This window comes from Streptomyces bacillaris, from assembly GCF_003268675.1.
Classification (GTDB): Bacteria; Actinomycetota; Actinomycetes; order Streptomycetales; family Streptomycetaceae; genus Streptomyces; species Streptomyces bacillaris.
Map to the genome: position 1 here is coordinate 5357592 of NZ_CP029378.1, position 22153 is coordinate 5379744.

Annotated in this window: 19 protein-coding genes; 10 read left to right on the forward strand and 9 right to left on the reverse strand. The window is 69.7% G+C overall.

The genetic code is table 11. The features are described 5' to 3' along the window. The first annotated feature begins 159 nt into the window (after positions 1 to 159). Complete coding sequence (locus tag DJ476_RS23260) at positions 160 to 2496, forward strand: MMPL family transporter (protein ID WP_208853524.1); 2337 nt, start codon at positions 160 to 162, stop codon at positions 2494 to 2496. A gap of 129 nt (positions 2497 to 2625) precedes the next feature. Here the strand turns inward: DJ476_RS23260 and DJ476_RS23265 are convergent, their stop codons facing one another. Further along, complete coding sequence (locus DJ476_RS23265; RefSeq protein ID WP_112491459.1) at positions 2626 to 3213, reverse strand: DUF4352 domain-containing protein; 588 nt, start codon at positions 3211 to 3213, stop codon at positions 2626 to 2628. Between the two features lie 736 nt (positions 3214 to 3949). Here DJ476_RS23265 and DJ476_RS35745 point away from each other — a divergent pair. Together DJ476_RS35745 and DJ476_RS23275 are read left to right on the forward strand one after the other, a co-directional pair. Then, positions 3950 to 4303: a hypothetical protein gene (locus DJ476_RS35745; RefSeq protein WP_318294774.1), complete on the forward strand. Its 354-nt coding sequence runs from the start codon at positions 3950 to 3952 to the stop codon at positions 4301 to 4303. A 131-nt stretch (positions 4304 to 4434) separates the two neighbouring features. Next, positions 4435 to 5070 (forward strand): hypothetical protein, encoded by a 636-nt coding sequence (locus DJ476_RS23275; protein WP_241565800.1) that lies wholly within the window; start codon positions 4435 to 4437, stop codon positions 5068 to 5070. Between the two features lie 62 nt (positions 5071 to 5132). Here DJ476_RS23275 and DJ476_RS23280 read toward each other — a convergent pair whose 3' ends face one another. After that, positions 5133 to 5690, reverse strand: a complete 558-nt coding sequence (locus DJ476_RS23280; RefSeq protein WP_112491461.1) for a flavoprotein — start codon at positions 5688 to 5690, stop codon at positions 5133 to 5135. Between the two features lie 106 nt (positions 5691 to 5796). On the opposite strand from DJ476_RS23280, the gene DJ476_RS23285 reads away from it, so the two are divergent. The 3 genes from DJ476_RS23285 (at position 5797) to DJ476_RS34620 (ending at position 7539) form a co-directional block, all read left to right on the forward strand. After that, positions 5797 to 6978, forward strand: a complete 1182-nt coding sequence (locus tag DJ476_RS23285) for a helix-turn-helix domain-containing protein (RefSeq protein ID WP_112491462.1) — start codon at positions 5797 to 5799, stop codon at positions 6976 to 6978. Between the two features lie 253 nt (positions 6979 to 7231). Beyond that, the gene (locus DJ476_RS34615) at positions 7232 to 7381 is read left to right on the forward strand and encodes a hypothetical protein (protein ID WP_162638778.1); all 150 of its coding nucleotides are present in this window, start codon (positions 7232 to 7234) and stop codon (positions 7379 to 7381) included. Beyond that, a complete protein-coding gene (locus DJ476_RS34620) occupies positions 7378 to 7539 on the forward strand; it encodes a hypothetical protein (RefSeq protein WP_162638558.1) in 162 nt (53 codons plus the stop codon). Before DJ476_RS34615 ends, DJ476_RS34620 begins: the two co-directional genes overlap by 4 nt. 654 nt (positions 7540 to 8193) lie before the next feature. Here DJ476_RS34620 and DJ476_RS23295 read toward each other — a convergent pair. The 3 genes from DJ476_RS23295 to DJ476_RS23305 form a co-directional block, all read right to left on the reverse strand. After that, entirely contained in the window at positions 8194 to 8910 is a 717-nt protein-coding gene (locus tag DJ476_RS23295; protein WP_103421732.1) for a bleomycin resistance protein, read from the reverse strand. 113 nt (positions 8911 to 9023) lie between these two features. Beyond that, positions 9024 to 9245, reverse strand: a complete 222-nt coding sequence (locus DJ476_RS23300; protein WP_103421717.1) for a DUF397 domain-containing protein — start codon at positions 9243 to 9245, stop codon at positions 9024 to 9026. Then, entirely contained in the window at positions 9220 to 10056 is an 837-nt protein-coding gene (locus DJ476_RS23305; RefSeq protein WP_018488929.1) for a helix-turn-helix domain-containing protein, read from the reverse strand. Before DJ476_RS23305 ends, DJ476_RS23300 begins: the two co-directional genes overlap by 26 nt. A 237-nt stretch (positions 10057 to 10293) precedes the next feature. Between DJ476_RS23305 and DJ476_RS23310 the strand changes: the two genes are divergently transcribed. After that, positions 10294 to 10641, forward strand: a complete 348-nt coding sequence (locus DJ476_RS23310) for a hypothetical protein (protein WP_103421716.1) — start codon at positions 10294 to 10296, stop codon at positions 10639 to 10641. Here DJ476_RS23310 and DJ476_RS23315 read toward each other — a convergent pair. After that, complete coding sequence (locus DJ476_RS23315) at positions 10614 to 11120, reverse strand: DUF6584 family protein (protein ID WP_103421715.1); 507 nt, start codon at positions 11118 to 11120, stop codon at positions 10614 to 10616. The genes DJ476_RS23310 and DJ476_RS23315 overlap by 28 nt on opposite strands. Positions 11121 to 11247: 127 nt before the next feature. Between DJ476_RS23315 and recD2 the strand changes: the two genes are divergently transcribed. After that, on the forward strand, positions 11248 to 13473 hold the full coding sequence (recD2, locus tag DJ476_RS23320) for an SF1B family DNA helicase RecD2 (protein WP_112491464.1): 2226 nt from the start codon (positions 11248 to 11250) through the stop codon (positions 13471 to 13473). Between the two features lie 214 nt (positions 13474 to 13687). After that, positions 13688 to 14977, forward strand: coding sequence for a citrate synthase (locus DJ476_RS23325; RefSeq protein ID WP_018488933.1), 1290 nt, complete (start codon positions 13688 to 13690; stop codon positions 14975 to 14977). A gap of 678 nt (positions 14978 to 15655) precedes the next feature. Here DJ476_RS23325 and DJ476_RS23330 read toward each other — a convergent pair. The 3 genes from DJ476_RS23330 to DJ476_RS23340 form a co-directional block, all read right to left on the reverse strand. Next, positions 15656 to 18046, reverse strand: coding sequence for a heavy metal translocating P-type ATPase (locus DJ476_RS23330; protein WP_112491465.1), 2391 nt, complete (start codon positions 18044 to 18046; stop codon positions 15656 to 15658). Between the two features lie 168 nt (positions 18047 to 18214). After that, the gene (locus DJ476_RS23335) at positions 18215 to 18547 is read right to left on the reverse strand and encodes a heavy-metal-associated domain-containing protein (RefSeq protein ID WP_112491467.1); all 333 of its coding nucleotides are present in this window, start codon (positions 18545 to 18547) and stop codon (positions 18215 to 18217) included. A gap of 146 nt (positions 18548 to 18693) precedes the next feature. Next, the gene (locus tag DJ476_RS23340; protein WP_112491469.1) at positions 18694 to 19431 is read right to left on the reverse strand and encodes a TetR family transcriptional regulator; all 738 of its coding nucleotides are present in this window, start codon (positions 19429 to 19431) and stop codon (positions 18694 to 18696) included. A gap of 157 nt (positions 19432 to 19588) precedes the next feature. On the opposite strand from DJ476_RS23340, the gene DJ476_RS23345 reads away from it, so the two are divergent. Further along, positions 19589 to 22033, forward strand: coding sequence for an MMPL family transporter (locus DJ476_RS23345; RefSeq protein WP_112491471.1), 2445 nt, complete (start codon positions 19589 to 19591; stop codon positions 22031 to 22033). Positions 22034 to 22153 lie beyond the last annotated feature (120 nt).

The following is a 22153-nucleotide window of genomic DNA, read 5'->3' on the forward strand; positions in this document are numbered from 1 at the left end:
ACGCCCGCGAACGCTCGTTCCAGGCTAGGGCCTTTCGTGCGGCCATGGAGTCCAGCGCTTCGTCCAGCGTTCCCTCCAGCGGCGTACGTGAGGGTGGCGGGGACGCGGCCCACCGTGTCCTGTCCGACGAACGAGTGCCGCTGCCCCGGAGAGTGGAACGTGCCCTCTGCCCACCGCACCTCGCAACCGTCCCCCCGCACATCCGCGCCCGACCCCCCTTTCCTGCACCGCTGGGGCCGCCTGACCGCCGCCCGCTCCCGGCTGGTGATCGGGGTAGGCGTCCTCCTGACCCTCGTGGGGCTCGTCCTCGCGGCCGGGGCGATGGACCGGCTCGTCCTGAGCCGCTTCGAGACCCCGGGCTCGGAATCGGTGACCACCAGGGCCGTCCTGGAGAAGGAGTTCGTCACGGGCACCCCGAGCGTGCTGCTCATGGTCACGGCCCGGCAGGGAACGGTGGACGACGAACCGGTCGCCGCCGCGGGCCACCGGCTGGCGGCGGAGCTGGGGCGCGAGGACGGGGTGGCCGAGGTGGCCTCGTACTGGTCGCGCGACCGGTCACCGACCCTGCGCAGCACGGACGGCAAGCAGGCCCTGATCATCGCCCGCATGGCCGGAACGGTAACCGAGGCCCGTACGGAACTGGCCCGGATCTCCCCGGAGTTCACCCGGGACGAGCAACTGTTCACGGTCCGCGTGGGCGGCGGCGACGAGATCTTCCGCCAGGTGGCCGAACAGTCCCGGCAGGACTTCCTGCGGGCCGAACTGATCGTGTTCCCGCTGGTTTTGCTGCTGCTCTTCGTGATCTACCGCCGCTTCTCGGCGGCGGCGCTGACACTCGGCATGGGCCTCTTCTCGGTGATCACCACGCTGGCGCTGATGCACCTGGTCACGTACGTCACCGAGGTGTCGACGTTCGCGGCCAACCTGGCGCTGGTGATGGGCATCGGCCTCGGCGTGGACTACAGCCTGTTCGTGATCAACCGCTTCCGGGAGGAGCTGAGCCGGGGCCGCCCGGTCCCGGAAGCGGTGGCGTTCACGGTGGAGAGCGCGGGCCGTACGGTGGCGTTCAGCGGCCTGACGGTCCTGGTGTCGCTCTCGTGCCTCCTCCTCTTCCCGTTCCCGTTCCTGAGGTCCTTCGCGTACGCGGGGATCGGCACCGTACTCACGGCGGTCTTCGCGGCGCTGGTGATCCTGCCGGCGGCGCTGGCGACACTGGGCGCACGGGTAGCGCCCAAGCGCGCCGCCAACTCCCTTACGACAAACGGCTGGTGGCACACCACAGCCCTGAGGATGATGCGCCACCCGCTCCGCTACGGCATCCCGGCCCTGGTGGTCCTGCTGGCGCTGGCGGCCCCGGCGCTGGGCCTGACGTTCGGTACGCCCGACGAACGGGTGCTGCCCGAGGGCGTCTCCAGCCGCGTGGTCCAGCAGGAGATCCGGGACAACTTCGCGGCGGAGGAGATGGACGCGATCCAGGTGCTGCACCGGGGCCGCCCGGGAACGGCCGCGAACAGCACGGAGATCGAGGCCACGGCCACGGCACTGTCCCGCCTCCCCGGGGTCTACCAGGTGGAGGCGCTGACGGGCAGATACGCGCAGGGCGAGAGGACGACGCCCGCCGACACCGACTCCACGGACCACCTAGCGGACCGCTTCGCCCACGAGAAGGACACGTGGTACTCGGTGGTGGCGACCCACGAGGGCCTGGCCGACGACGTGGAGGGCCTGCTCTCCGCGGTCAGAACAACGGCGGCCGGAGGATCGGACGCCGGGGCGGCCGACCACATCAGGATCGGCGGCTACCCGGCCGAACTGGCCGACTTCCGCACCACGTTGGTCGACCGCCTGCCGCTGGTGCTGGGGCTGGTCCTGCTGGTCACCCTGGTCGTGCTCTTCCTGATGACCGGCAGCGTGCTGCTCCCGGTGAAGGCGACGGTGCTCAATGTGCTGAGCCTGGGGGTGATGTTCGGCGCCCTGGTCTGGGTCTTCCAGGACGGCAACCTGTCCGGCGCGCTGGGCTTCACGGCGACCGGAACGATCGAGCCGAGCATCCCGATCCTGATGTTCTGCGTGGCGTTCGGCCTCTCGATGGACTACGAGGTCCTGATGCTCTCCCGGATCAAGGAGGAGTACGACCGCACGGGCGACCCCACGGCCTCGGTGGCCACGGGCCTGGAGCGCAGCGGCCCGCTCATCACCTCGGCGGCAGTGATCATGGCCGCGTCCTTCGCGACGTACGCCTCCTCGGGCGTGGTCTTCCTCAAGATGCTGGGCCTGGGCATGGTGGCCGTGATCCTCATCGACGCCACCCTGATCCGCGCGGTCCTGGTCCCGGTCCTGATGCGCCTGACGGGCCGGGCCAACTGGTGGGCTCCGCGCCCCTTGGCAGCCCTCCACGACCGCTGGGGCCTGAGGGAGTCCCTGCAGCCGACCGGGTCGAGCCCGCCGGGCAGCTCGCCCCTCCCCACCTCGAAGTCACCGACGCCGACGCCGTGACGGCGGGTGCGGGCGGGCCCGTGACGCAGTGGAGGCGATCTCGCCCAGCGGCGTACCCGATGCACCGGGGCCCGACCGCGCGGTGCGGGCCCCGGCGGAGGCGGTGGCCGGGGCCCGCGAAAGGGACGGTCAGGAGACCTTCCACTGCCCGGTCTGGCTGGCGAACCCGCTGCTGAGCCCGAACTGCACCGTGACGACCTTCGACGCCTTCGGGACCTCGAACACGATCCACCCGAGGACCTTCTCGCCCTGGGGAACGTTGGCGTCCGACGTCATCGAGGGCCCGTCGGCGATGTCCGCGAACGTCGCCCCGAACCGCTGGCCTTCCGCGTCGGCAACCTGCGCCCCGTTCGAGGGGCTGTCGACGTACGGCTTCTCGCCGGTGTTGGTGAGCTCGAACTGGGCGGCGACCCAGCGCTTCCCGTCGGCCGGCTTGAAGAACTCATCGGCGGACTTGGCGTCGTCGACCCACTTCTTCAGAACGGCGTCGACCTTCTCCCCCTCGTTCCCCTTGAGGGCGATGGTGTCACCGACCTTCGCGTCCTTGGACGGCTTCTCGGCCTCTTCCTCGGCAGCGGGCTCGGTGGGTTCGGCCTTCTTGGACTCCTCGGCAGCGCCGGTTTTGCTGGGTGCGGTGGTGATCTCGTCATCGGTACAGGCCGTCGCAGTGAGCAGCAGCCCGGCCGCGGCTGTGGCGGCGATGATCGTACGGCGCATGGTGACCCCCTGGGTGCGGTTCGTGAGAGATCATCATGTCGTGCAGGTGTCTGTTACGTGTGGGGTTTGCGGGGATCGTGTTGATGATGTTGCTAGTCGGTGGTGGGATCGGTATGCGCGCTGAGCGGAATGTTCTGCTTGCGCGGGGGACCATGCCCGCAAGCAGGCCCCACTGATCGCTCTCGACGGAACAGCCCCGCTCGTGCGGGGACCACCTCGGCAACCTCGGCTCCATCATCGGGTCGGTCGGAACACCCCCGCTCGTGCGGGGACCACCCTTCCTGACCTGCTGGTTTATAGGGGCTTGCCGATTCTCGACTCATGGTTGCGGCCCTCACCCTGACATGGTGGCAGAGCCCCAACCATCAGCAACGGCAAACGTCTTGCCGCACGGAACAGTGGCTCGCGTCGGCGTACCGCAAGGTGCTGTGCAGGCAAGCGCCCACCTCTCCCGCACCCCCTCTCCCGCCTGCTGGAACCTGGCGCAAAATCGCGTCAAGTTGGACGGGGATCCCCATCTGTACGGGTGAAGGGGCGGCTCATCGGGGGCAGGGGCCGTGATGAGCGGCCATACGATGGGCGCCCCGCCGCCCCTGGAGCCAATGTGTCGGATCACGCCCCGGACCATCCGCCGAAGACCCCGCCTCCGCCGAAGCGCCCGATTTCCCCGCCGCGCCCGGAGACAGGACGGGTCGGTACGGCGGGCCCCCGGATGCTGGTTCACCACAGGCGATCGGTGAACTGGCTTCTGGAATCCTCCTCCTGGGCGCCCAAATTGGCCTCGGACCACGTGGTCCTCCAACTGCATGAGTGGGGCCACCGTGAAAGGGATCGGCGCGCGACGGATCTGACGGAACTGCTCGTGCGCATGGCTGCCGCGGACGGCGGACGCCAGGTTTCCGTGCAGCTCGCGGACCAAGGGCAACAGGCGCTCATCGTTGCCTTGTCCCACCGGCCGATGCGCCCGGTCGTGGATGGCGGGGCGCTCCTGGAACTTGCCGGGTTGGGCGCCGCCTCGTGTGGGATGGATACGGCTGAGGACGGTCGCCGGGTGTGGGCAGTGCTCGACTTGTCGTGGCCTGCTCATTGACGGCGTCTCGGGAAGGCATCCTCAGCCCGCCGTCATGGGTCACAACTCCGTCACCGCCGGAACATTCCGGCTTCCTGAGGTGTGCTCGGGTGGCTACGGTCGGCTTTCACGAACCGCCCAAGGGGGACGAGTTGAACAGCCGCACACTCACCGCCGCGCTCGCCTGTATCGCCGCCATAGCTCTTGTCGGTTGCGACCCTGCGGGCACCGACGCGAAGCCCGAGTCATCCGCCGCCACCCCCTCCGGTGAATCTCCCACGTCCGCGCCGGCCAAGGAGAAGGAGCCGGTCGAGACGAAGGCGGTTCCCGACTTCGTCGGCATGGGACTCCAGTCCGCACAGGACGCTGCGCAGAAGGAGGGGTTCTACGCGCTGAGGTCCCACGACAGTGCCGGTCGTGGCCGTATGCAGGCCTTCGACCGGAACTGGAAGGTCTGCTCGCAGAACATGGCGGCGGGCAAGGTCATCTCCACGGACACGGTGCTGGACTTCGGCACCGTGAAGCTGGAGGAGGAGTGCCCGGCCGGTGATGCGAAAGACCCTGAGGTGGTCGGTGGAAAGATGCCGAACTTCGTCGGGAAGTCCGTGAAGGTCGCCCGCAAGGCACTCGACTCCAGTACGTCGATCACCGTCAAGGACGCGGCCCAGGACCGGAAGGTACTCATGGAGAGCAACTGGCGGGTGTGCACCCAGTCGCCTTCCCCCGGGGTCGCTCTGAATGGGCAGCCGGTCGAGTTCACTGCGGTCAAGTTCGAAGAGAGCTGCTGACGTTTACCCGTACCGCTGTTGATTCAGGAAGCCCCCGCTCGCACGGGGACCGCCTATGGGTGTCAGCTACCGCTCCGGCGCTCGGCTTCGGCTCGATCTACTCGATCGAGAACGAGCCCCCAGGGGTACGCGTCAGGGCGGCCCTGGCCCGGCGCGTTCGGCATCCACCCGCCCTCGCCGTAGAGCACCGCGACGCCTGCCTCGCGCAGTACCGCGACCGATCGGTCGATCTGCGGATGCGCTGCCAGAGACTGGTTCACACACGGCATGGCCACTACAGGGACGGCCGCGCCCATCGCCTCGACGACGGCCCCGACCGGCCATGAGGGGGTAAGTCCCAGCGCCCATGCATTCAGTGAGTTGGCGGTGATCGGCGCGAAGGCCATCACATCAGCCCTCGGCCACGGGTTCGCCTCGCCCGGTACCCGGTACGCAGACCTCACCGGGTACCCGGTCAGCTCTTCCAGGCCGGTGAGCTGCTCCTGCATCCACTGGGCTGCGGTCGGTGTGAACCCGAGGCACACGGACCAGCCACGTTCCTGAGCTTGCCCGATGGCCTTTGCCACGTACTGGATCGGAGGGGCCGCGGCGCAGAACAGGTACAGAGTTCGTGTCGTCATCGCCCTATGGCACCACACGTGCGCCGCACCGATCCCGGAGGGAACGAGGCGGCGCGGTCACCACGTGGGTAGCGTTCCGGATAGCGAGTCAGGAACGGAGTCCAGTATGCCAACACCAAACAAATCCAATGGCGTTGGCGCCCGGATTCGGGAGCAGCGTCGGCTGGCTCATCTCACGCAACGGCAGCTTGCCCAGCGGCTCCCCTACTCGTACAGCCTCCTCAACCAGGTGGAGTGCGGGGCACGGGAGGCCTCGGCGGGCTTCGTCGCCGCAGTGGCGGCAGCTCTCCATATCGACATCAGTCTGCTGACCGAGCCCGAGACTGTGACCACTGCCCAGCGCCAGCGTTTGGCTGCCATGGTGCAGCCGATCCGCCACGCCCTGGACCTCTACGACTTGTCTCCCGCCCCTGTGCAGGACCGGCCGCCGCTGGCCCGGCTGATCGCGGGTGCTGACACCGCATGCAGGCAGGTGCGTGCGACCCGGCTACGCGCTGCGGCAGGGATACTGCCGGACCTGATCACCGGCCTCACTCACGAGGTACAGACCCGGCCCAGCACCGACGCCTGGCGGGCGCTCGCCTCCGTCTACCGCACTGCGCACGACGTCGCCCTGAAGGTGAGGTACAGCGATCTGGCGGGCGTAGCGCTGGACCGCATGGGGTGGGCTGCCGAGCGGGCTTCGGATCCGTGCCTGGCCGCCGTCCGGCACTACAAGCGGGCCCTGGTCCGCCAGGAGACACACGAGCTAGGTACTCGGCTGATCGAGGCAGGGCACTTCCTCCTGGCTGACGAGAGGACCCGCGAGGCCCTCGTTGTCACGGGGCAGCTCCACCTCGGGGCCGTGGCGGTAGCGGCACGCGCTGGCGATCGCGAGGCGGTGGCCGGACACCTCGCCGCGGCCCAGGGACTGGCCGACCAAGTGGGCGGCGAGGCCGGGGACGTCCACTGGCTGTCCTTCGGGCGCACGAACATTGCCATCCACGCCCTCGGTGCCCGTATCCGGATGCGGCAGTGGGACGACGCCCTGGTACAGGCTCGGGCGATTCGGCTCCGGTCGGACACTCTGACCTCCCGCCGCGCTCGGTATCTGGTGGACCGAGCGGTAGTGGAGATGGAGACCGGGCATACAGCCGCATCCCTCCAGCATCTCGGCGAGGCTCGGCGCGTAGCGCCGGAACAGACCCGGTATCTGCCCGGGACTCGTGACGCGATCTCCGGCCTCGTCCACACGATGCGCCGACCCCCTGAAGGACTGGCGTACATGGCTGCCTGGGTCGGGCAGTAAGCACTCACAAATCTGTGAGCGTTGCGGGCAGCGGATCGCCTCACCCTGGGTGCATGCCCCTGGTTCAGAGAGTCTTACCCAACTCTGCTGAGCTTTCTGCGGAGCAGCAGCGTGGGGCGAACTGCGTGTGGTGCGCGGCCCCGCTCAGCATCGTCGCCGCCCGGGACCTCGGACCCCGTTCGCTCGTTGCGTTCGGGTCCGCCGTCCGCTGGTTCCCCCGCTGCTGCAACACCTGCTGGAAGGGACGCCGCCCGTGAAGACGACGACCAGGGCGGAGCAGACCGACGACGTGGCGTACCGGGCGTGGATAGGGCACACCACCACCTGCGCGGCCTGCCGGGCGGGAGCCGCCTGCCCGACGGCTGTCCGGCTGGGGCGGGCCTGGCGGGAGGCCCGCCGATGATGAGGTGCGACCGCTGCGACCAGCCCATCACGCCCGAGCAGGCCGAGCGCTTCCTGATCGACGGGGCATCCGGCGGCGGTGGCACGGCCGTCGTCCACCGCGGCGGCTGCGAGATCGCCCGTGCGCTTCCGGTGTCGTACCCGCAGGAACGCCAGTGATCATCATGCTGGACGTGCCGGACTCTGATCCTGCCTGCCAGTTCTGCCGTCGGCCCCCAGCCGTCGCGGCCCGGTTCACGGGGGCGGTCTGGGAGTTCCTCTGCGCGGCATGCACGGACAGGGAGCGCCGACGGGGCGGCCCGCCCCGTCCGTACGCGGTCTCCTGACCCCCGGCCCCGTGGCACGGCGGGCCCGGGGCCGCCTCTTGCAGACTCCCGCCCGGCCGCGCAACCCGTGCAAGGACCGCGGCCGGGCGGGGCACCGCCCATCCGTGAGAACGGAGGCAGCATCATGCGTGCCCACCCCCGCACCGGGGCACCTCCGGGGTGGCCCCGATGACCGTCGTAGCTGCCGGCGATGTTCGGAACACCCCTGCTCGCGCGGGGCCACAGCCGTTCCAATGGAAACGCAGGGGTGAGGCCGGAACACCCCCGCTCGCGCAGGGCCCCACTTCCTGACCTGCTGGTTTATAGGGACTTTGCCAGTCCTTGACCCTTAGGTTGCGTACTCACCTCTACATGATCACAGAGGGGGACGGCCGGGCGCAGTTGGTTCGAGAGCCGTCCACGTGGCGGGTGATTCGGCGGAGAGTCGTGAGGGGGCGTCCCCGCCGAGCCTGGAGGGGTAGCCCCCATCGGCCGACCGGTTGCTCCATCACCCCCGCAGCTCCTCCAGCCGAGCCAGCGCATCGCGGGCCAAGGCCTTCTCCTCGGCGGTGAGTTGAACCGCTTCCGCCGTCTCCAGCCACCCCCGAGCCCCCTCCGCGTCTCCCAGCCGTTGCGCGAGGTCTCCACGCAGCACCAGCAGTTGCAACCGCTGCACCTGAGTCGGCTGTTCCTCCTTCAGGTCCAGTACCCGGTCGATGATCCTGGCGGCCCCCGGGAAGTCCTGCTTCGAGTCAGCGAAGAGGTCCGCCATGTGCAAGGCGCGGGCGAAGACGTCCTTCGGTGCCGCGTCGGCCGGGCCCTCCGGGCTGTCGTCGTCGATCGTCTGGCCGACCCGGATCGTGTTGCCCGTCGGGTCGGTCGCCAGGAACTGCCGTGCCCCGTATGACATGTCCTTCAGCGGGCCGATACGCGGCAGCCCGCGCGTGGGAACGCGCCCATACGTCGTCTTCAGGCCCGACCGGAACGCGGCGTACAGGCCGTCCACGTCCTCCGTGAGCACGTAGCAGCTGGCGTGCGAGGTGCTGGGGTCGTAGTCCTTGAGGCCGTACAGCTGGATCTCGACGGCCCCGCGCTCGACCACCGCGTACGCGTACGGGCTCTTCTGCAAGTGCGTTGTCTCGAAGCCCAGGGCCGCGTAGAAGTCGACCACGGACTGGAGCAGTTCCGTGCGGCAGGGCAGCAGAGGGATGGTCTTCTCGGTCATGGCCTTGAAGGTAGTCAAATTTGATTACGTGGGCAATGGGGTATGACAAGGGCCCCGTCAGGTCGATGACCGTGACGGGGCCGCTGGGCAGTCGTCGTAGGTAAGGCGGAAGGTCAGGCGGAGAGTTCGCCGCGCTTGACGGCCATGACGAACCCGGACCACCCCTGGGGCGAGAAGGTCAGCGTGGGGCCGGTGGGCGTCTTGCTGTCGCGTACGGGGACGGAGGCGTGGCCGTCCGCGACCTCCAGGCAATCGCCGTTGGCCCCACCGCTGTAGCTGGACTTGCGCCATCCGGTCAGGGCCGCGACGTCAGTGGTGGGCTCGGTGATGTGCATGTTCGTGCTCCTCCGCGATGCTTCTGACGAGCGCCACCGACTTTTGCCGCGAGGCCGCGTCACTCAGGGCGAGAGTGTAGGAGGTGTGGCAGGCGTCAACCAGCGCTGGATCGTCCACCAAGCGCCCGTTGTGAAGCCCTTCGATGTATGCCAGCGGGGCGGCGTCGGCGAAGGTCAACAGATAGAGCATGCCCTCCAGGAGTGCATGTGCTCCGGATGCGAGGGGCAGCACATGCAGTCGTACGCGACCGGCATCGGCCATGTCCGCTACCTTGTGCAGCTGCTCGGCCATCACCTGTGGCCCCCCGACTCGACGCCTGAGTGCCGCCTCGTCGAGGAGGATCCAAGTTACGGGCGCTGAAGGCTTTTCGAGCAGCATGGCCCGTTTGGCGCGGCTGACAACGAGCTCGTCAAGCTCCTCCGCGCAGTAATTCGGGCGGTATGCCTCGAACACGGCTCGTGAGTACGCCTTGGTCTGCAGAAGGCCCGGGATGAGCGAACCGCCGTAGTGACGGATCTCCGTGACTTCCTGCTCCAGCTCCGCCACCACACCGAAGTAGTGGGCGAACGCCGGGTCCAAGTCCTCCAGCCACCGCTCGAAGAACCCGTCCGTCCCCAGCGCCTGGTCGATCCGCCGCGCGTCATCCGGGCTTGGCAGCCGCCGCCCCGCCTCGTAGTGGCTGATGAGCGTCGGTGAACAGACCACCTCCCTCGCCAGTGCCTCCTGCGTCAATCCGGCCGCCATGCGGCGCAGCTTCAGCTCCTCGCCGTACTTCTCCCGTGCCGTACGCGGCCTTCCGTCCGCCTTCATGCGCGCCCAACTCCTCGATCTGACCGGCGTTCTGTCATGCCCGACCCCCTGGAAGCGTAGCCACTCCCGACCCCACTCTGTGATGGGTTCGCTACGGAAAGAAGCGGCGCCCATTCGCCCTCGAAGCACGCTCGAAGCAAGAGAGAAGGCCCCCATGAACCACCCCGTCGCCTCGCCCTCCACCCCGTTGCCGCCCTCCCCGAGTCCGTGCTCCACACCCGGAAGCGAGGTCCGCGCATGAGGGTCATGGGTGGGCAGAGCAGCGCCAGCGCCCCCGCGCGGTTGTTGCCGTGGACGGGTACGGGTGGGAGGCCCTGCTATCTCGTCGGGAGCGGCACCGGGTACGTGGCGCGGAGGGCCGACGAGGTGGAGGAGATCCAGCTCGACATGGCGTACGAGCTGCTCGGGCACGCCGAAGGGCTCCTGGCCGGGACCGATGCCACCGCGCCGCAACTCCACTTCCTCGCCAGCCGGCTGAGCGAGTCCCTGGAGCAGGTCCAGCGGATCGCGGAGAGTCGGGGGTCCCGGTTGGAGGCCGCGCTTGCGGAAGCGCGGCCTCACCTGAACAGCGACACCAGCCCGTAGATCCAGATGCCCAGGAACACGATCGCGAAGAGCAGGCACCCGCCGGCCGTCAGGACGTCCGACAGCCGGCTGCTCTCCCCGATGTCCCCCTTCACCTTCGCCAGGCTTTCCCACGTCACCGGGCGCCCGAGGGTGTCCGAGGCGGCCTCCCGTACGGCGGCCAGTTGACGAGCGGCGAACGGTGTCGGAGCCGCCGACTCCGGGCCGCGCCAGGCGACCGCGCGCATCCGGCGTACGGCGTTCGCGTACCGCTCCTCGAAGGCCGCCGTCTCCTCCGGGGAGCGGTCCTCCTCCAGGTACATCCACCGGCCCGCCTCCGCCGGGTCCCCGTACAGGCGGTAGACCTCGGCCAGGCGGCGCCGGGGTGCCGGTTCGTGCGGGTAGGAGGAGACCAGTCCGCGCAGGCGCTGCCTCGCCACCGGTATGCGTCCGGAGGCGAGGTCCGCGTCCACGCGGGCCAGGGTGTCGTTCAGTGCCATGCGCTCATCATGGGGGCGGGGGAGGGGCGTGTACGAGTGAGTTGTCGACCAGGTCGGCCGTTCCCCGTCCCACCCCCGGGGCCGGGCCGCGAACCGCGTTGTCAGTGGCGGGCGGTAGCGTCGGGTCATGTCCAACATGGCCGTCGTCGAAGGGGTCCTGGAGAGGATCACGTACGCCAACGAGGAGAACGGGTACACGGTCGCCCGCGTCGACACCGGGCGCGGGGCCGGGGATCTGCTCACGGTGGTCGGTGCGCTGCTCGGGGCGCAGGTCGGTGAGTCGCTGCGGATGGAGGGCCGTTGGGGCTCGCACTCCCAGTACGGCAAGCAGTTCACCGTCGAGAACTACACCACCGTCCTGCCCGCCACGATCCAGGGCATCCGCCGCTATCTCGGCTCCGGGCTGATCAAGGGCATCGGGCCGGTCATGGCCGACCGGATCACCACCCATTTCGGCGTTGACACCCTCGACATCATCGAGAACGCACCGAAGCGGCTCGTCGAGGTCCCCGGCCTCGGCCCCAAGCGCACGAAGATGATCGCGGCGGCCTGGGAGGAGCAGAAGGCCATCAAGGAGGTCATGGTCTTCCTCCAGGGCGTCGGCGTCTCCACCTCCATCGCCGTGCGCATCTACAAGAAGTACGAGGACGCCTCGATCTCCGTCGTGAGGAACCAGCCCTACCGGCTGGCCGCCGACGTCTGGGGCATCGGCTTCCTCACCGCCGACAAGATCGCCCAGGCGGTCGGCATCCCGCACGACAGCCCCGAGCGGGTCAAGGCCGGTCTGCAGTACGCCCTCTCCCAGTCCTCCGACCAGGGGCACTGCTTCCTCCCGGAGGAGCGGCTCATCGCGGACGGGGTCAAGCTCCTCCAGGTCGACACCGGGCTGGTCATCGAGTGCCTGGCCGAGCTGGCCGCCGATCCGGAGGGTGTCGTACGGGAGAAGGTGCCGTCGCCGGAGGGGGGTGAGCCGATCACCGCTGTCTACCTCGTGCCCTTCCACCGGGCCGAGCTGTCCCTCGCCGGGCAGGTGCGGCGGCTGCTGCGGACCGATGAGGACCGGATGCCCGCCTTCCAGGACGTGGACTGGGAGAAGGCGCTGGCCTGGCTCGCCACCCGTACGGGAGCCGATCTCGCGCCCGAACAGGAGGAGGCCGTACGGCTCGCGCTCAGCCGGAAGGTGGCCGTCCTGACCGGCGGGCCCGGCTGCGGGAAGTCCTTCACCGTCCGGTCCATCGTCGAGCTGGCCCGGGCGAAGAAGGCCAAGGTGGTGCTCGCCGCTCCCACCGGGCGCGCAGCCAAACGCCTCTCCGAGCTGACCGGAGCCGAGGCGTCCACCGTGCACCGGCTGCTGGAGCTGAAGCCGGGCGGGGACGCGGCGTACGACCGGGACCGGCCGCTCGACGCCGATCTGGTCGTCGTCGACGAGGCCTCCATGCTCGATCTGCTCCTCGCCAACAAGCTCGTGAAGGCGGTGGCACCCGGTGCCCACCTCCTCCTCGTGGGCGATGTCGACCAGCTGCCCTCGGTCGGGGCCGGGGAGGTGCTGAGCGATCTGCTCGCGGAGGGCAGCCCGGTGCCCGCCGTCCGGCTGACCCGGATCTTCCGGCAGGCCCAGCAGTCGGGCGTCGTGACCAACGCCCACCGCATCAACGCCGGACAGCCGCCCCTCACCCAGGGGCTGAACGACTTCTTCCTCTTCGTGGAGGACGAGACGGCGGACGCGGGCAAGCTGGCGGTGGACGTGGCGGCCCGCCGTATTCCGGCCAAGTTCGGCCTCGACCCGCGCCGTGACGTGCAGGTCCTCGCCCCGATGCACCGGGGGCCGGCGGGCGCGGGCGAGCTGAACGGGCTGCTCCAGCAGTCCATCACCCCCGGCCGCCCCGACCTCCCCGAGAAGCGGTTCGGCGGCCGAGTCTTCCGGGTCGGCGACAAGGTCACCCAGATCCGTAACAACTACGACAAGGGCGAGAACGGCGTCTTCAACGGCACGGTCGGCGTCGTCACCGGCCTCGACCTGGACGAACAGCGGCTCACCGTCCGCACCGACGAGGACGAGGAGATCCCCTACGACTTCGACGAGCTGGACGAGCTGGCCCACGCCTACGCCATGACCATCCACCGCTCCCAGGGCAGCGAGTACCCGGCGGTCGTCATCCCCGTCACCAACAGTGCCTGGATGATGCTCCAGCGCAACCTCCTCTACACCGCCGTGACCCGCGCGAAGAAGCTCGTGGTGCTGGTCGGGTCCCGTAAGGCGATCGGTCAGGCCGTCCGCACGGTTTCCGCAGGCAGACGCTGTACGGCACTGGATTTCCGGCTCCGTGGCGGCTCGGGAGAAGACTTCGCGTGACCTCTGCACAAAAATGATCGATCAAATCGGTGGCAAACATCACGGAGGTCTTCCGGAACCGCAGTCAAGGGGGCAGGATGAGTAAGTTGGCGGCACTCAGTGCCGTCAGTAGGTCCAATGGACGACCCCGAGTGCACTCTCCTGAGCCGAATGGGGGAGGGTGGAGACAGTCAGGGCACCTCGAAGAAGAGGCACTACGTCGGTGAGGGATGACGTGAGCGACAACTCTGTAGTACTGCGGTACGGCGATGACGAGTACACCTACCCGGTGATCGACAGCACCGTCGGCGACAAGGGCTTCGACATCGGGAAGCTCCGGGCCAATACGGGCCTGGTCACGCTGGACAGCGGATACGGCAACACCGCCGCCTATAAATCCGCCATCACGTACCTCGACGGTGAGCAGGGCATTCTGCGCTACCGCGGATACCCGATCGAGCAGCTCGCCGAGCGCTCGTCGTTCCTCGAGGTCGCGTACACGCTGATCAACGGCGACCTCCCCAAGGTCGACGAGCTGGCGGACTTCAAGAACGAGATCACCCAGCACACGCTGCTGCACGAGGACGTCAAGCGGTTCTTCGACGGCTTCCCGCGCGACGCCCACCCGATGGCCATGCTGTCCTCGGTCGTCAGCGCGCTGTCCACGTTCTACCAGGACAGCCACAACCCGTTCGACGAGAAGCAGCGCCACCTCTCCACGATCCGGCTGCTGGCGAAGCTGCCGACGATCGCGGCGTACGCGTACAAGAAGTCGATCGGCCACCCCTTCGTCTACCCGCGCAACGACCTCGGGTACGTCGAGAACTTCCTGCGCATGACCTTCTCGGTCCCCGCCCAGGAGTACGAGCTGGACCCGGTCGTCGTCTCGGCGCTGGACAAGCTGCTCATCCTGCACGCGGACCACGAGCAGAACTGTTCGACCTCCACCGTGCGCCTGGTCGGCTCCTCGCAGGCGAACATGTTCGCCTCGATCTCCGCCGGCATCTCGGCCCTCTGGGGCCCGCTGCACGGTGGCGCCAACCAGTCGGTGCTGGAGATGCTGGAAGGCATCCAGGCCAACGGCGGCGATGTCGACTCCTTCATCCGCAAGGTGAAGAACAAGGAGGACGGCGTCCGCCTGATGGGCTTCGGCCACCGGGTGTACAAGTCCTTCGACCCGCGCGCCAAGATCATCAAGGCCGCCGCCCACGACGTGCTGTCCGCGCTCGGCAAGTCCGACGAGCTGCTCGACATCGCGCTCAAGCTGGAGGAGCACGCGCTCTCCGACGAGTACTTCGTCTCGCGCAACCTCTACCCCAACGTGGACTTCTACACCGGTCTGATCTACCGGGCCATGGGCTTCCCGACCGAGATGTTCACCGTGCTCTTCGCGCTCGGCCGCCTCCCGGGCTGGATCGCCCAGTGGCACGAGATGATCAAGGAGCCGGGTTCGCGCATCGGCCGCCCGCGCCAGATCTACACGGGTGAGGTCCTCCGCGACTTCGTCCCGGTCGAGGGCCGCTGAGCCGGGTCCCGTACCCGTTACGCGTACGCGTACGACCCGTACGCGTACGACCTGCACCACCGCATCACCGCACTGCCGGGTTTCCGCACCACCCTGTCGTGCCCGGCCTCTTCGGCCGACTGCCTTCGCCCCGCGTACCGCGCTTCGCACAGAGCGCGGTGTCCGGGGCGATTCGGCGTTCTGGGGCTCTTCTTGGGGGTGTCGGCAGGGCGGGGCTTACGGCTACAGATACGGCTTACGGGGCGCCTGTAGGGCCACCAGGGGGCCATGGGCGTCTGTAGCGCCCGCGGGACCAACTGGGGCCTGCCCGGCGGCCGTGGGCGGCTCAGGCGGGCCTGAACGCGAGAAACGCCCCGCCGCCGATCCCCCCACGGGTCGACGGTCAGGGCGCTTCCCATATCCCGGAGCGGATTCCCCCCACGGGATCCGGCCGGGCGTCTCTGCGGGGAGCCGAAGCTCCCGTTGTTGTGCTGCGGTCTGCCGGGGTACGTACGCACGGGAGGGCCGCTCAAAGCTCCCCGGTGCACGTGCCCCGGCTCAACGCTTGCCACGGGAGCGTCCCCCAAGACACTCCCACTCGGACGTCCCCCAAGACATCCTTGGCATCGCACTCTAAGACTCATGAACCCACCGGATGGTTACCCTGAAGCCGGTGTGATCTAAATCTCTTTGTGGAAGTTACGTGAAGGCACGCAACCGGAGGCTGTTCGTGACGACGAACACGGACGAAAACGCCATGGCGGCTCCCGCGATCATAGGGTTGAGCAGGCCACTTGCAGCCAGGGGCAGAGCCGCGACGTTGTACCCGAAGGCCCAGAAGAGGTTGCCCCTGATGGTGGAAAGAGTACGCCTGGAAAGGCGGATTGCGTCAGCAGTCACCTTGAGATCTCCACGAATCAGCGTGAGGTCGCTCGCCTCGATCGCCGCATCCGTCCCGGTACCCATCGCCAGCCCCAGGTCTGCCGTGGCCAGAGCCGCCGCGTCGTTGACCCCGTCGCCGGCCATGGCGACGCTCCGGCCCTCCGCCTGGAGGCGCTTGACCACGGCCACCTTCTCCTCGGGAAGCACCTCGGCGTGGACCTCCTCGATGCCCACCTCACGGGCCACGGCATCGGCCACCGCCCGGTTGTCGCCGGTCAGGAGGACGGGCCGCAGCCCCAGGGCCCGTAGCTCGGCCACGGCGGCCGCACTGCCGTCCTTGACGGCGTCGGCCACCGCGAGCACGCCCCGCGCCGCCCCGTCCCAGCCGACGGCCACCGCCGTACGTCCGTGCTCCTCGGCCTCAGTGAGGGCGGCGGCCAGCTCCGGGGGGAGGGAGATGCCCGCGCCGGTGAGGAGGCGGGGGCGTCCGACGAGGACGGCATGCCCGTCGACGACGCCTTGGACGCCGAGTCCGGGGACGTTGGTGAAGCTTTCCGGGGTGGGGAGGGCGGCCCCGCCCAGCCTCTCGACGGCTCCTGCTGCGACGGCCTGGGCGATGGGGTGTTCGGAGGAGTGCTCGATGGCTCCGGCCAGTCGCAGGACGTCGTTCTCGTCGGTCCCCTCGGCGGTGTGGATGTCGAGCAGGGTCATCTTGCCGGTGGTGACGGTGCCGGTTTTGTCGAGGACGATGGTGTCGACGCGGCGGGTGGTTTCGAGGACTTCGGGGCCCTTGATGAGGATGCCGAGCTGGGCGCCGCGTCCGGTGCCGACCATGAGGGCGGTCGGGGTGGCCAGCCCCAGGGCGCAGGGGCAGGCGATGATGAGGACGGCGACGGCTGCGGTGAAGGCGGCGGTGAGTCCGGCGCCGCTGCCGAGCCAGAAGCCGAGGGTGCCCAGCGCCAGCGCGATGACGATGGGGACGAAGACGGCGGAGATGCGGTCGGCGAGGCGTTGGGCTGCGGCTTTGCCGTTCTGTGCATCCTCCACCAGGCGGGCCATGCGGGCGAGTTGGGTGTCGGAGCCGATGCGGGTGGCTTCGACGACGAGGCGGCCGCCGGCGTTGATCGTCGCGCCGGTCACGGTGTCTCCGGCGGCGACCTCCACCGGCACGGACTCACCCGTCAGCATCGAGGCGTCCACAGCAGAAGTGCCCTCGATGACCGTGCCGTCGGTGGCGATCTTCTCCCCGGGCCGGACCACGAACCGGTCCCCGACGGCGAGCCGGTCGGCCGGAACGCGTACTTCCGTACCGTCGTTCCTGAGTACGGCGACGTCCTTGGCGCCCAGGTGCAGCAGCGCCCGCAGCGCGGCACCCGCCTTCCGCTTCGCCCGCGCCTCCAGATAGCGGCCCAGCAGGATGAAGGTGATGACCCCGGCCGCGACCTCCAGATAGATCGTGGCACTCGCGTCGGCGCGCGAGACGGTGAGGTCGAAGCCGTGGCGCATGCCCGGCATCCCCGCGTCCCCCAGGAACAGCGCCCACAGCGACCAGCCGAAGGCGGCGAGGGTGCCCATCGAGACGAGCGTGTCCATGGTGGCCGCGCCGTGCCGCAGGTTGGTCCAGGTGGCGCGGTGGAAGGGCAGGCCGCCCCAGACGACGGCGGGCGCGGCGAGGGTCAGGGAGAGCCACTGCCAGTTGTCGAACTGGAGGGCCGGGACCATCGCGAGCAGGACGACGGGGGCGCTGAGGACGGCGGAGACGACGAACCGCTGCCGGAGCGTGGCGAGGGAGGCGGCCTGTTCCGCCTCCGCGGAATCGGCAGCTTCTGTCGCGGCGGTCGGTTCAGCCTCCTCTGCCTCCTCTGCCTTCGCTCGTACGTCGGCCGATGCGGGCTCCTCCGCCTGCTCCTGCTCCGGCTCTGGTTTCTCCCGCTTCGGAGGCGCGACGGGGCGCTTCGGGGGTGCGATCGGGCGGGCCGTGTAGCCGGTCTTCTCGACCGTCGCGACGAGGTCCGACAGCTCCAGCCCCTCGGCGAAGGTGACGCGGGCCTTCTCGGTCGCGTAGTTCACCGTGGCGGTGACGCCGTCCATCCGGTTGAGCTTCTTCTCGACGCGGGCCGCGCACGAGGCGCACGTCATCCCGCCGATCATCAGTTCGGCCTCGGAGGCGTTCGCGGCCGGGGTCTCGGCTGCTGCTGTGCTGGCCATGTCCGAACTCCTGGGTGGTGCGGTGGTGCGGTGGTACGCGGGCCGGTCACCGGTTGCGGCCCGCGGGTCGTGACCGGTGACCGGTGACCCGGTGACGCACATCGGGCCGTACCTCACCAGTATCTGCTGGTGGGGCCGGCCCGAGGCGGGAGGTGGTGCGGGCGGCGCTCAGGCGGCCCGGCCGACGAGTTCGTAACCGGCCTCGTCGACGGCGGCCCGTACGGCGTCCTCGGCCAGCGGGGCCTTGGAGGAGACGGTGACGCGGCCGGTGGCGGCGACGGCCTCGACGGACGTCACCCCGCCGAGCGAGGAGATCTCCTCCGACACGGCCCCTTCGCAGTGGCCGCAGGTCATGCCCTTGACCTCGTAGACCGCGGTGACCGACTCCGTCGGCTCGATCTGTACGTCCTGCGCGTCGGCGGCGCCCCCGCCGTGGCAGGCGCCGGTGGGCGAGCAGCAGGAGCCGGTGGACTGGGTGGTGGGCTCGGTCTCGGCGGTCATGGCGTTCTCCTCTTCGGCGTACGAGTGTGGCGCGGGGGGCCACAGGGGTGCCCGGGGCGCCTCGCTCACTCCATACTATACCCCTAGGGGGTATTGAGCAGAGATGGGCGCGCCGGCCGGGGCTCCGAGTGGTGTCGCCCGGCGCTCTAGGGGGTGCGGCCCTCTCGGGCGTGCGGGGTCATGTGGGGTGAGTCGTCGCCGATCAGGGGGTCCAGGTAGCGGTACATGGCCGTCTTCAGCTCCTGGATGTACGCGTCCCGCTCCTCGCCCTCGTGCGCCAGGATCAGGTCGAGCCCGGCCTTGAACACCATGAACGTCATGTCGGCGACCCGGTGGACCTGGGCCGCCGGGACGGTCGGGAGATAGCCCGCGAGGATTCCTTCGACCTGGCCCAGCATCGTGACGTGCAGGGTGTCGTGCTCCTCGGTGATCCGGCCGGGGATCTCCGAGCCGTGCATCAGCACGAAGAACGCCGGGTTCTCGCAGTTGAACGCGATCAGCGGGTCGAGCACGGCGTCGAGCATCCGGTCGAGCGGCAGCTCGATGTGGCTCGGGGTGAAGGCCGCTCCGTAGGTGTCGCGCCAGCGGGCGAGCAACTGGTCGCCCAGCTCGACGGCGATGGCCTCCTTGTTGGGGAAGAACTGGTACAGCGTGCCCGGCGAGACGCCGGCCTCGCGGGCGATGGCGTTGGTGCTGGACGCGGTGTAACCGCTGGTGCAGAAGACGCTGGCCGCCGCCTGGAGGAGCTGGGCGATACGGGCTTCGCCGCGGGCCTGGCGGCGGCGCGGGCGGGCGGTCCCCGCGGTGCCGCCCGCCTCGTCGGCCGCGGGTTTCCTGGCTGCGCCGTCCCCTGCGGCGCCCTTCTTGGCTCTGGCCTCCGGCACGGCAAATCCCCAGCTTTCGTGATGCGTTTGACAAACGCGAGTACTCGCTCGCATTCTTGTGAAACGCGAGCGATCACTCGTGTTTGCCAGTGTAAGTGGCAACGACTGACCCATGCTGCCCTGCGCCGCCGGGTCTCGGTGAAGGGGACACCGCACCATGTCCGAAGTCAACGGTCCACCCGGGTCGGCCCGGCCGTCCGGCCCGCCTGGCCCGTCCGGCCCCTCCGGTTCATCCAGCGCCTCCAGCTCGCCGGGCGCCTCCAGCTCGTCCGGCACATCCAGCTCGTCCGGCCGCCCCGGTCCGTCCGGCCCGGCCGGTGCGCGGCCCGTCGGGGGCTGGACCCGGTTCGTCACCGCCAGGCCCCGGCTCTCCCTGCTGGCCGCCCTGGTGATCACCGCCCTGGCCGTGTTCGCCGGGAGCGGGGTGGCCGACCGGATGGGCAGCGGTGGCTGGCAGGCCCCCGACGCCGAGTCGTCGTACGCGACCGAGGCGCTGGAGCGGGAGTTCCCCGCCTCGCAGCCCAATCTGCTCCTGCTGGTGGACAGCGGCACCGCCTCCGTCGACGATCCGGCGGTGGCCGCGGAGGCCGGCAGGATCACCGAGCGGCTCGCCGGGGAGCCGGGCATATCGGGGGTCACCTCGTACTGGCAGACCAAGGCCCCCGCCCTGCGCGCCGAGGACGGCCGCGAAGCGCTCATCGCGGCCCGGATAGGCGGCGACGAGACGGAGGCGGGCGAGACGCTCGAACGGATCGCGCCCGACTTCGCCGGGGAGAGCGGGCCGGTGACGGTCTCGGTCGGCGGGCCCGTCGCCGTCCAGCACGAGATGCAGACGATCATCCAGGAGGACCTGCTGCGGGCCGAGCTGATCGCCCTGCCGGTCACGCTCGTCCTGCTGGTCATGGTCTTCGGCAGCGCGGTAGCCGCCCTGCTGCCGCTCCTTGTCGGCATCGTCGCCATCCTCGGCACCAACGCCGTGCTGCGCGGTCTGACCGAGTTCACCGACGTCTCGGTCTTCGCCATGAACCTCACCACGGCCCTCGGCCTCGGACTGGCCATCGACTACGCCCTGTTCATCGTCCGCCGCTTCCGCGAGGAGCTGGACGCCGGGGCCGACACCCGGACGGCGGTCGGCACCACACTGCGCACGGCCGGCCGCACGGTGCTCTTCTCGGCGCTGACCGTGGCCGTGTCCCTTTCCGCGATGCTCGTCTTCCCGCAGTACTTCCTGCGGTCCTTCGCCTACGCCGGGATCGCCGTGGTCCTGCTGGCGGCCGCCGCCGCACTCATCCTGCTGCCCGCCGCGTTCATGCTGCTGGGCCACCGGGTCAACGCACTCGACCTGCGCCGCCTGCTGCGCCGGGGGCGGAGGAGCGGGTCCGGCGCGGCGGTCGCCGCCGAGGAGTCCGGCAAGGGGTGGGCGCGCTTCGCCCGGCTGGTGATGCGCAGGGCCCCCGTCTTCGCCATCGTCACGACGGTGGGGCTCGTCCTCCTCGGACTGCCCTTCCTCGGCGTGAAGTTCGGTACGGCGGACGACCGCCAGCTCCCCGCCGGGGCCGAGTCCCGGGTGGTCCAGGAGCACATCAGGGACGGCTTCCCCGGCAGCCCGGGCGGCGGCCTGGAACTGCTGGTCGAGGGCGAGGGGACGCCCGCCGCGTACGCGGCCCTCAAGGAGCGGGTCGAGAAGGTCCCGGGCGTGCAGCGCGTCGACGGCCCGGTCACGGGGGATGCGGTCGCCTACTTCAGCGTGCTGCCGAAGGGTGAGGCGGTCGGACAGGAGACCCAGCAGCTCGTACGGGACCTGCGCGCACTCCCCACCGGCTCCGGCTCCCTCGACACCTCGGTGACCGGCACGGCGGCCGTCCTCGTCGACTCCAAGGACGCCATCGCGGACCGGCTGCCCTGGGCGATCGGCATCATCGTCGTGGTGACGCTGCTCCTGGTCTTCCTGCTCACCGGCAGCGTGCTCATCCCGATCCAGGCGGTCGTGCTCAACGCCCTCAGCCTGACGGCGATGTTCGGCGCGGTGGTCTGGGTCTTCCAGGACGGGAACCTCTCCGGGGTCCTCGCCTTCACCAGTACGGGGGACATCGAGACGACCCTGCCCGTCCTGATGTTCTGCGTGGCCTTCGGCCTCTCCATGGACTACGGGGTCTTCCTGCTCTCCCGCATCAAGGAGGAGTACGACCGCACCGGCGACCACGAGCGCTCGGTCACCTTCGGGCTGTCCCGCACCGGCGGCCTGATCACCGCGGCCGCCGTGATCCTGGCGGTCGTGATGGTCGCCATCGGCACCTCGCGGGTCACCAACACCAAGATGCTGGGGCTCGGGATCGCCCTGGCCGTCCTGATGGACGCCATGGTGGTCCGCAGCCTGCTGGTCCCGGCAGTCATGAAGCTGACAGGCCACGCCACCTGGTGGGCGCCCAGGCCCCTGCGCGCCTTCCACCAGAGGTTCGGCCTCAGCGAAGGGGAGTCGGCACCGGCCGCCTCCGGCGCGAAGGGCGGTTCCGGCGACCCGGAGAAGCCCACGGCCGATGGCGGGACAGGGGAGATACCCGGGGCGGCCCGGGAGGGGGAGAAGGTCACCACAGGGGCGTAGGCGCCCGACGACCGCTCCAGGGCCGGCCCGCGAACCCGTTCGGAAAGGGGGGCTCGGGTCGTCCGTGGAAGGCCTTCTGGCGGGCCGTGGGGGCCGCGTGGAGCGGGTGGCGGCCCGGGG

Bases quoted from the DNA above. Each gene is read 5' to 3' on its own strand.
- DJ476_RS23265 (WP_112491459.1), bottom strand. From the start codon at position 3,213: ATGCGCCGTACGATCATCGCCGCCACAGCCGCGGCCGGGCTGCTGCTC.
- DJ476_RS23280 (WP_112491461.1), bottom strand. From the start codon at position 5,690: ATGACGACACGAACTCTGTACCTGTTCTGCGCCGCGGCCCCTCCGATC.
- DJ476_RS23285 (WP_112491462.1), top strand. From the start codon at position 5,797: ATGCCAACACCAAACAAATCCAATGGCGTTGGCGCCCGGATTCGGGAG.
- DJ476_RS34620 (WP_162638558.1), top strand. From the start codon at position 7,378: ATGATGAGGTGCGACCGCTGCGACCAGCCCATCACGCCCGAGCAGGCC.
- DJ476_RS23295 (WP_103421732.1), bottom strand. From the start codon at position 8,910: ATGACCGAGAAGACCATCCCTCTGCTGCCCTGCCGCACGGAACTGCTC.
- DJ476_RS23300 (WP_103421717.1), bottom strand. From the start codon at position 9,245: ATGCACATCACCGAGCCCACCACTGACGTCGCGGCCCTGACCGGATGG.
- DJ476_RS23305 (WP_018488929.1), bottom strand. From the start codon at position 10,056: ATGAAGGCGGACGGAAGGCCGCGTACGGCACGGGAGAAGTACGGCGAG.
- DJ476_RS23310 (WP_103421716.1), top strand. From the start codon at position 10,294: ATGAGGGTCATGGGTGGGCAGAGCAGCGCCAGCGCCCCCGCGCGGTTG.
- DJ476_RS23315 (WP_103421715.1), bottom strand. From the start codon at position 11,120: ATGGCACTGAACGACACCCTGGCCCGCGTGGACGCGGACCTCGCCTCC.
- recD2 (WP_112491464.1), top strand. From the start codon at position 11,248: ATGTCCAACATGGCCGTCGTCGAAGGGGTCCTGGAGAGGATCACGTAC.
- DJ476_RS23330 (WP_112491465.1), bottom strand. From the start codon at position 18,046: ATGGCCAGCACAGCAGCAGCCGAGACCCCGGCCGCGAACGCCTCCGAG.
- DJ476_RS23335 (WP_112491467.1), bottom strand. From the start codon at position 18,547: ATGACCGCCGAGACCGAGCCCACCACCCAGTCCACCGGCTCCTGCTGC.
- DJ476_RS23345 (WP_112491471.1), top strand. From the start codon at position 19,589: ATGTCCGAAGTCAACGGTCCACCCGGGTCGGCCCGGCCGTCCGGCCCG.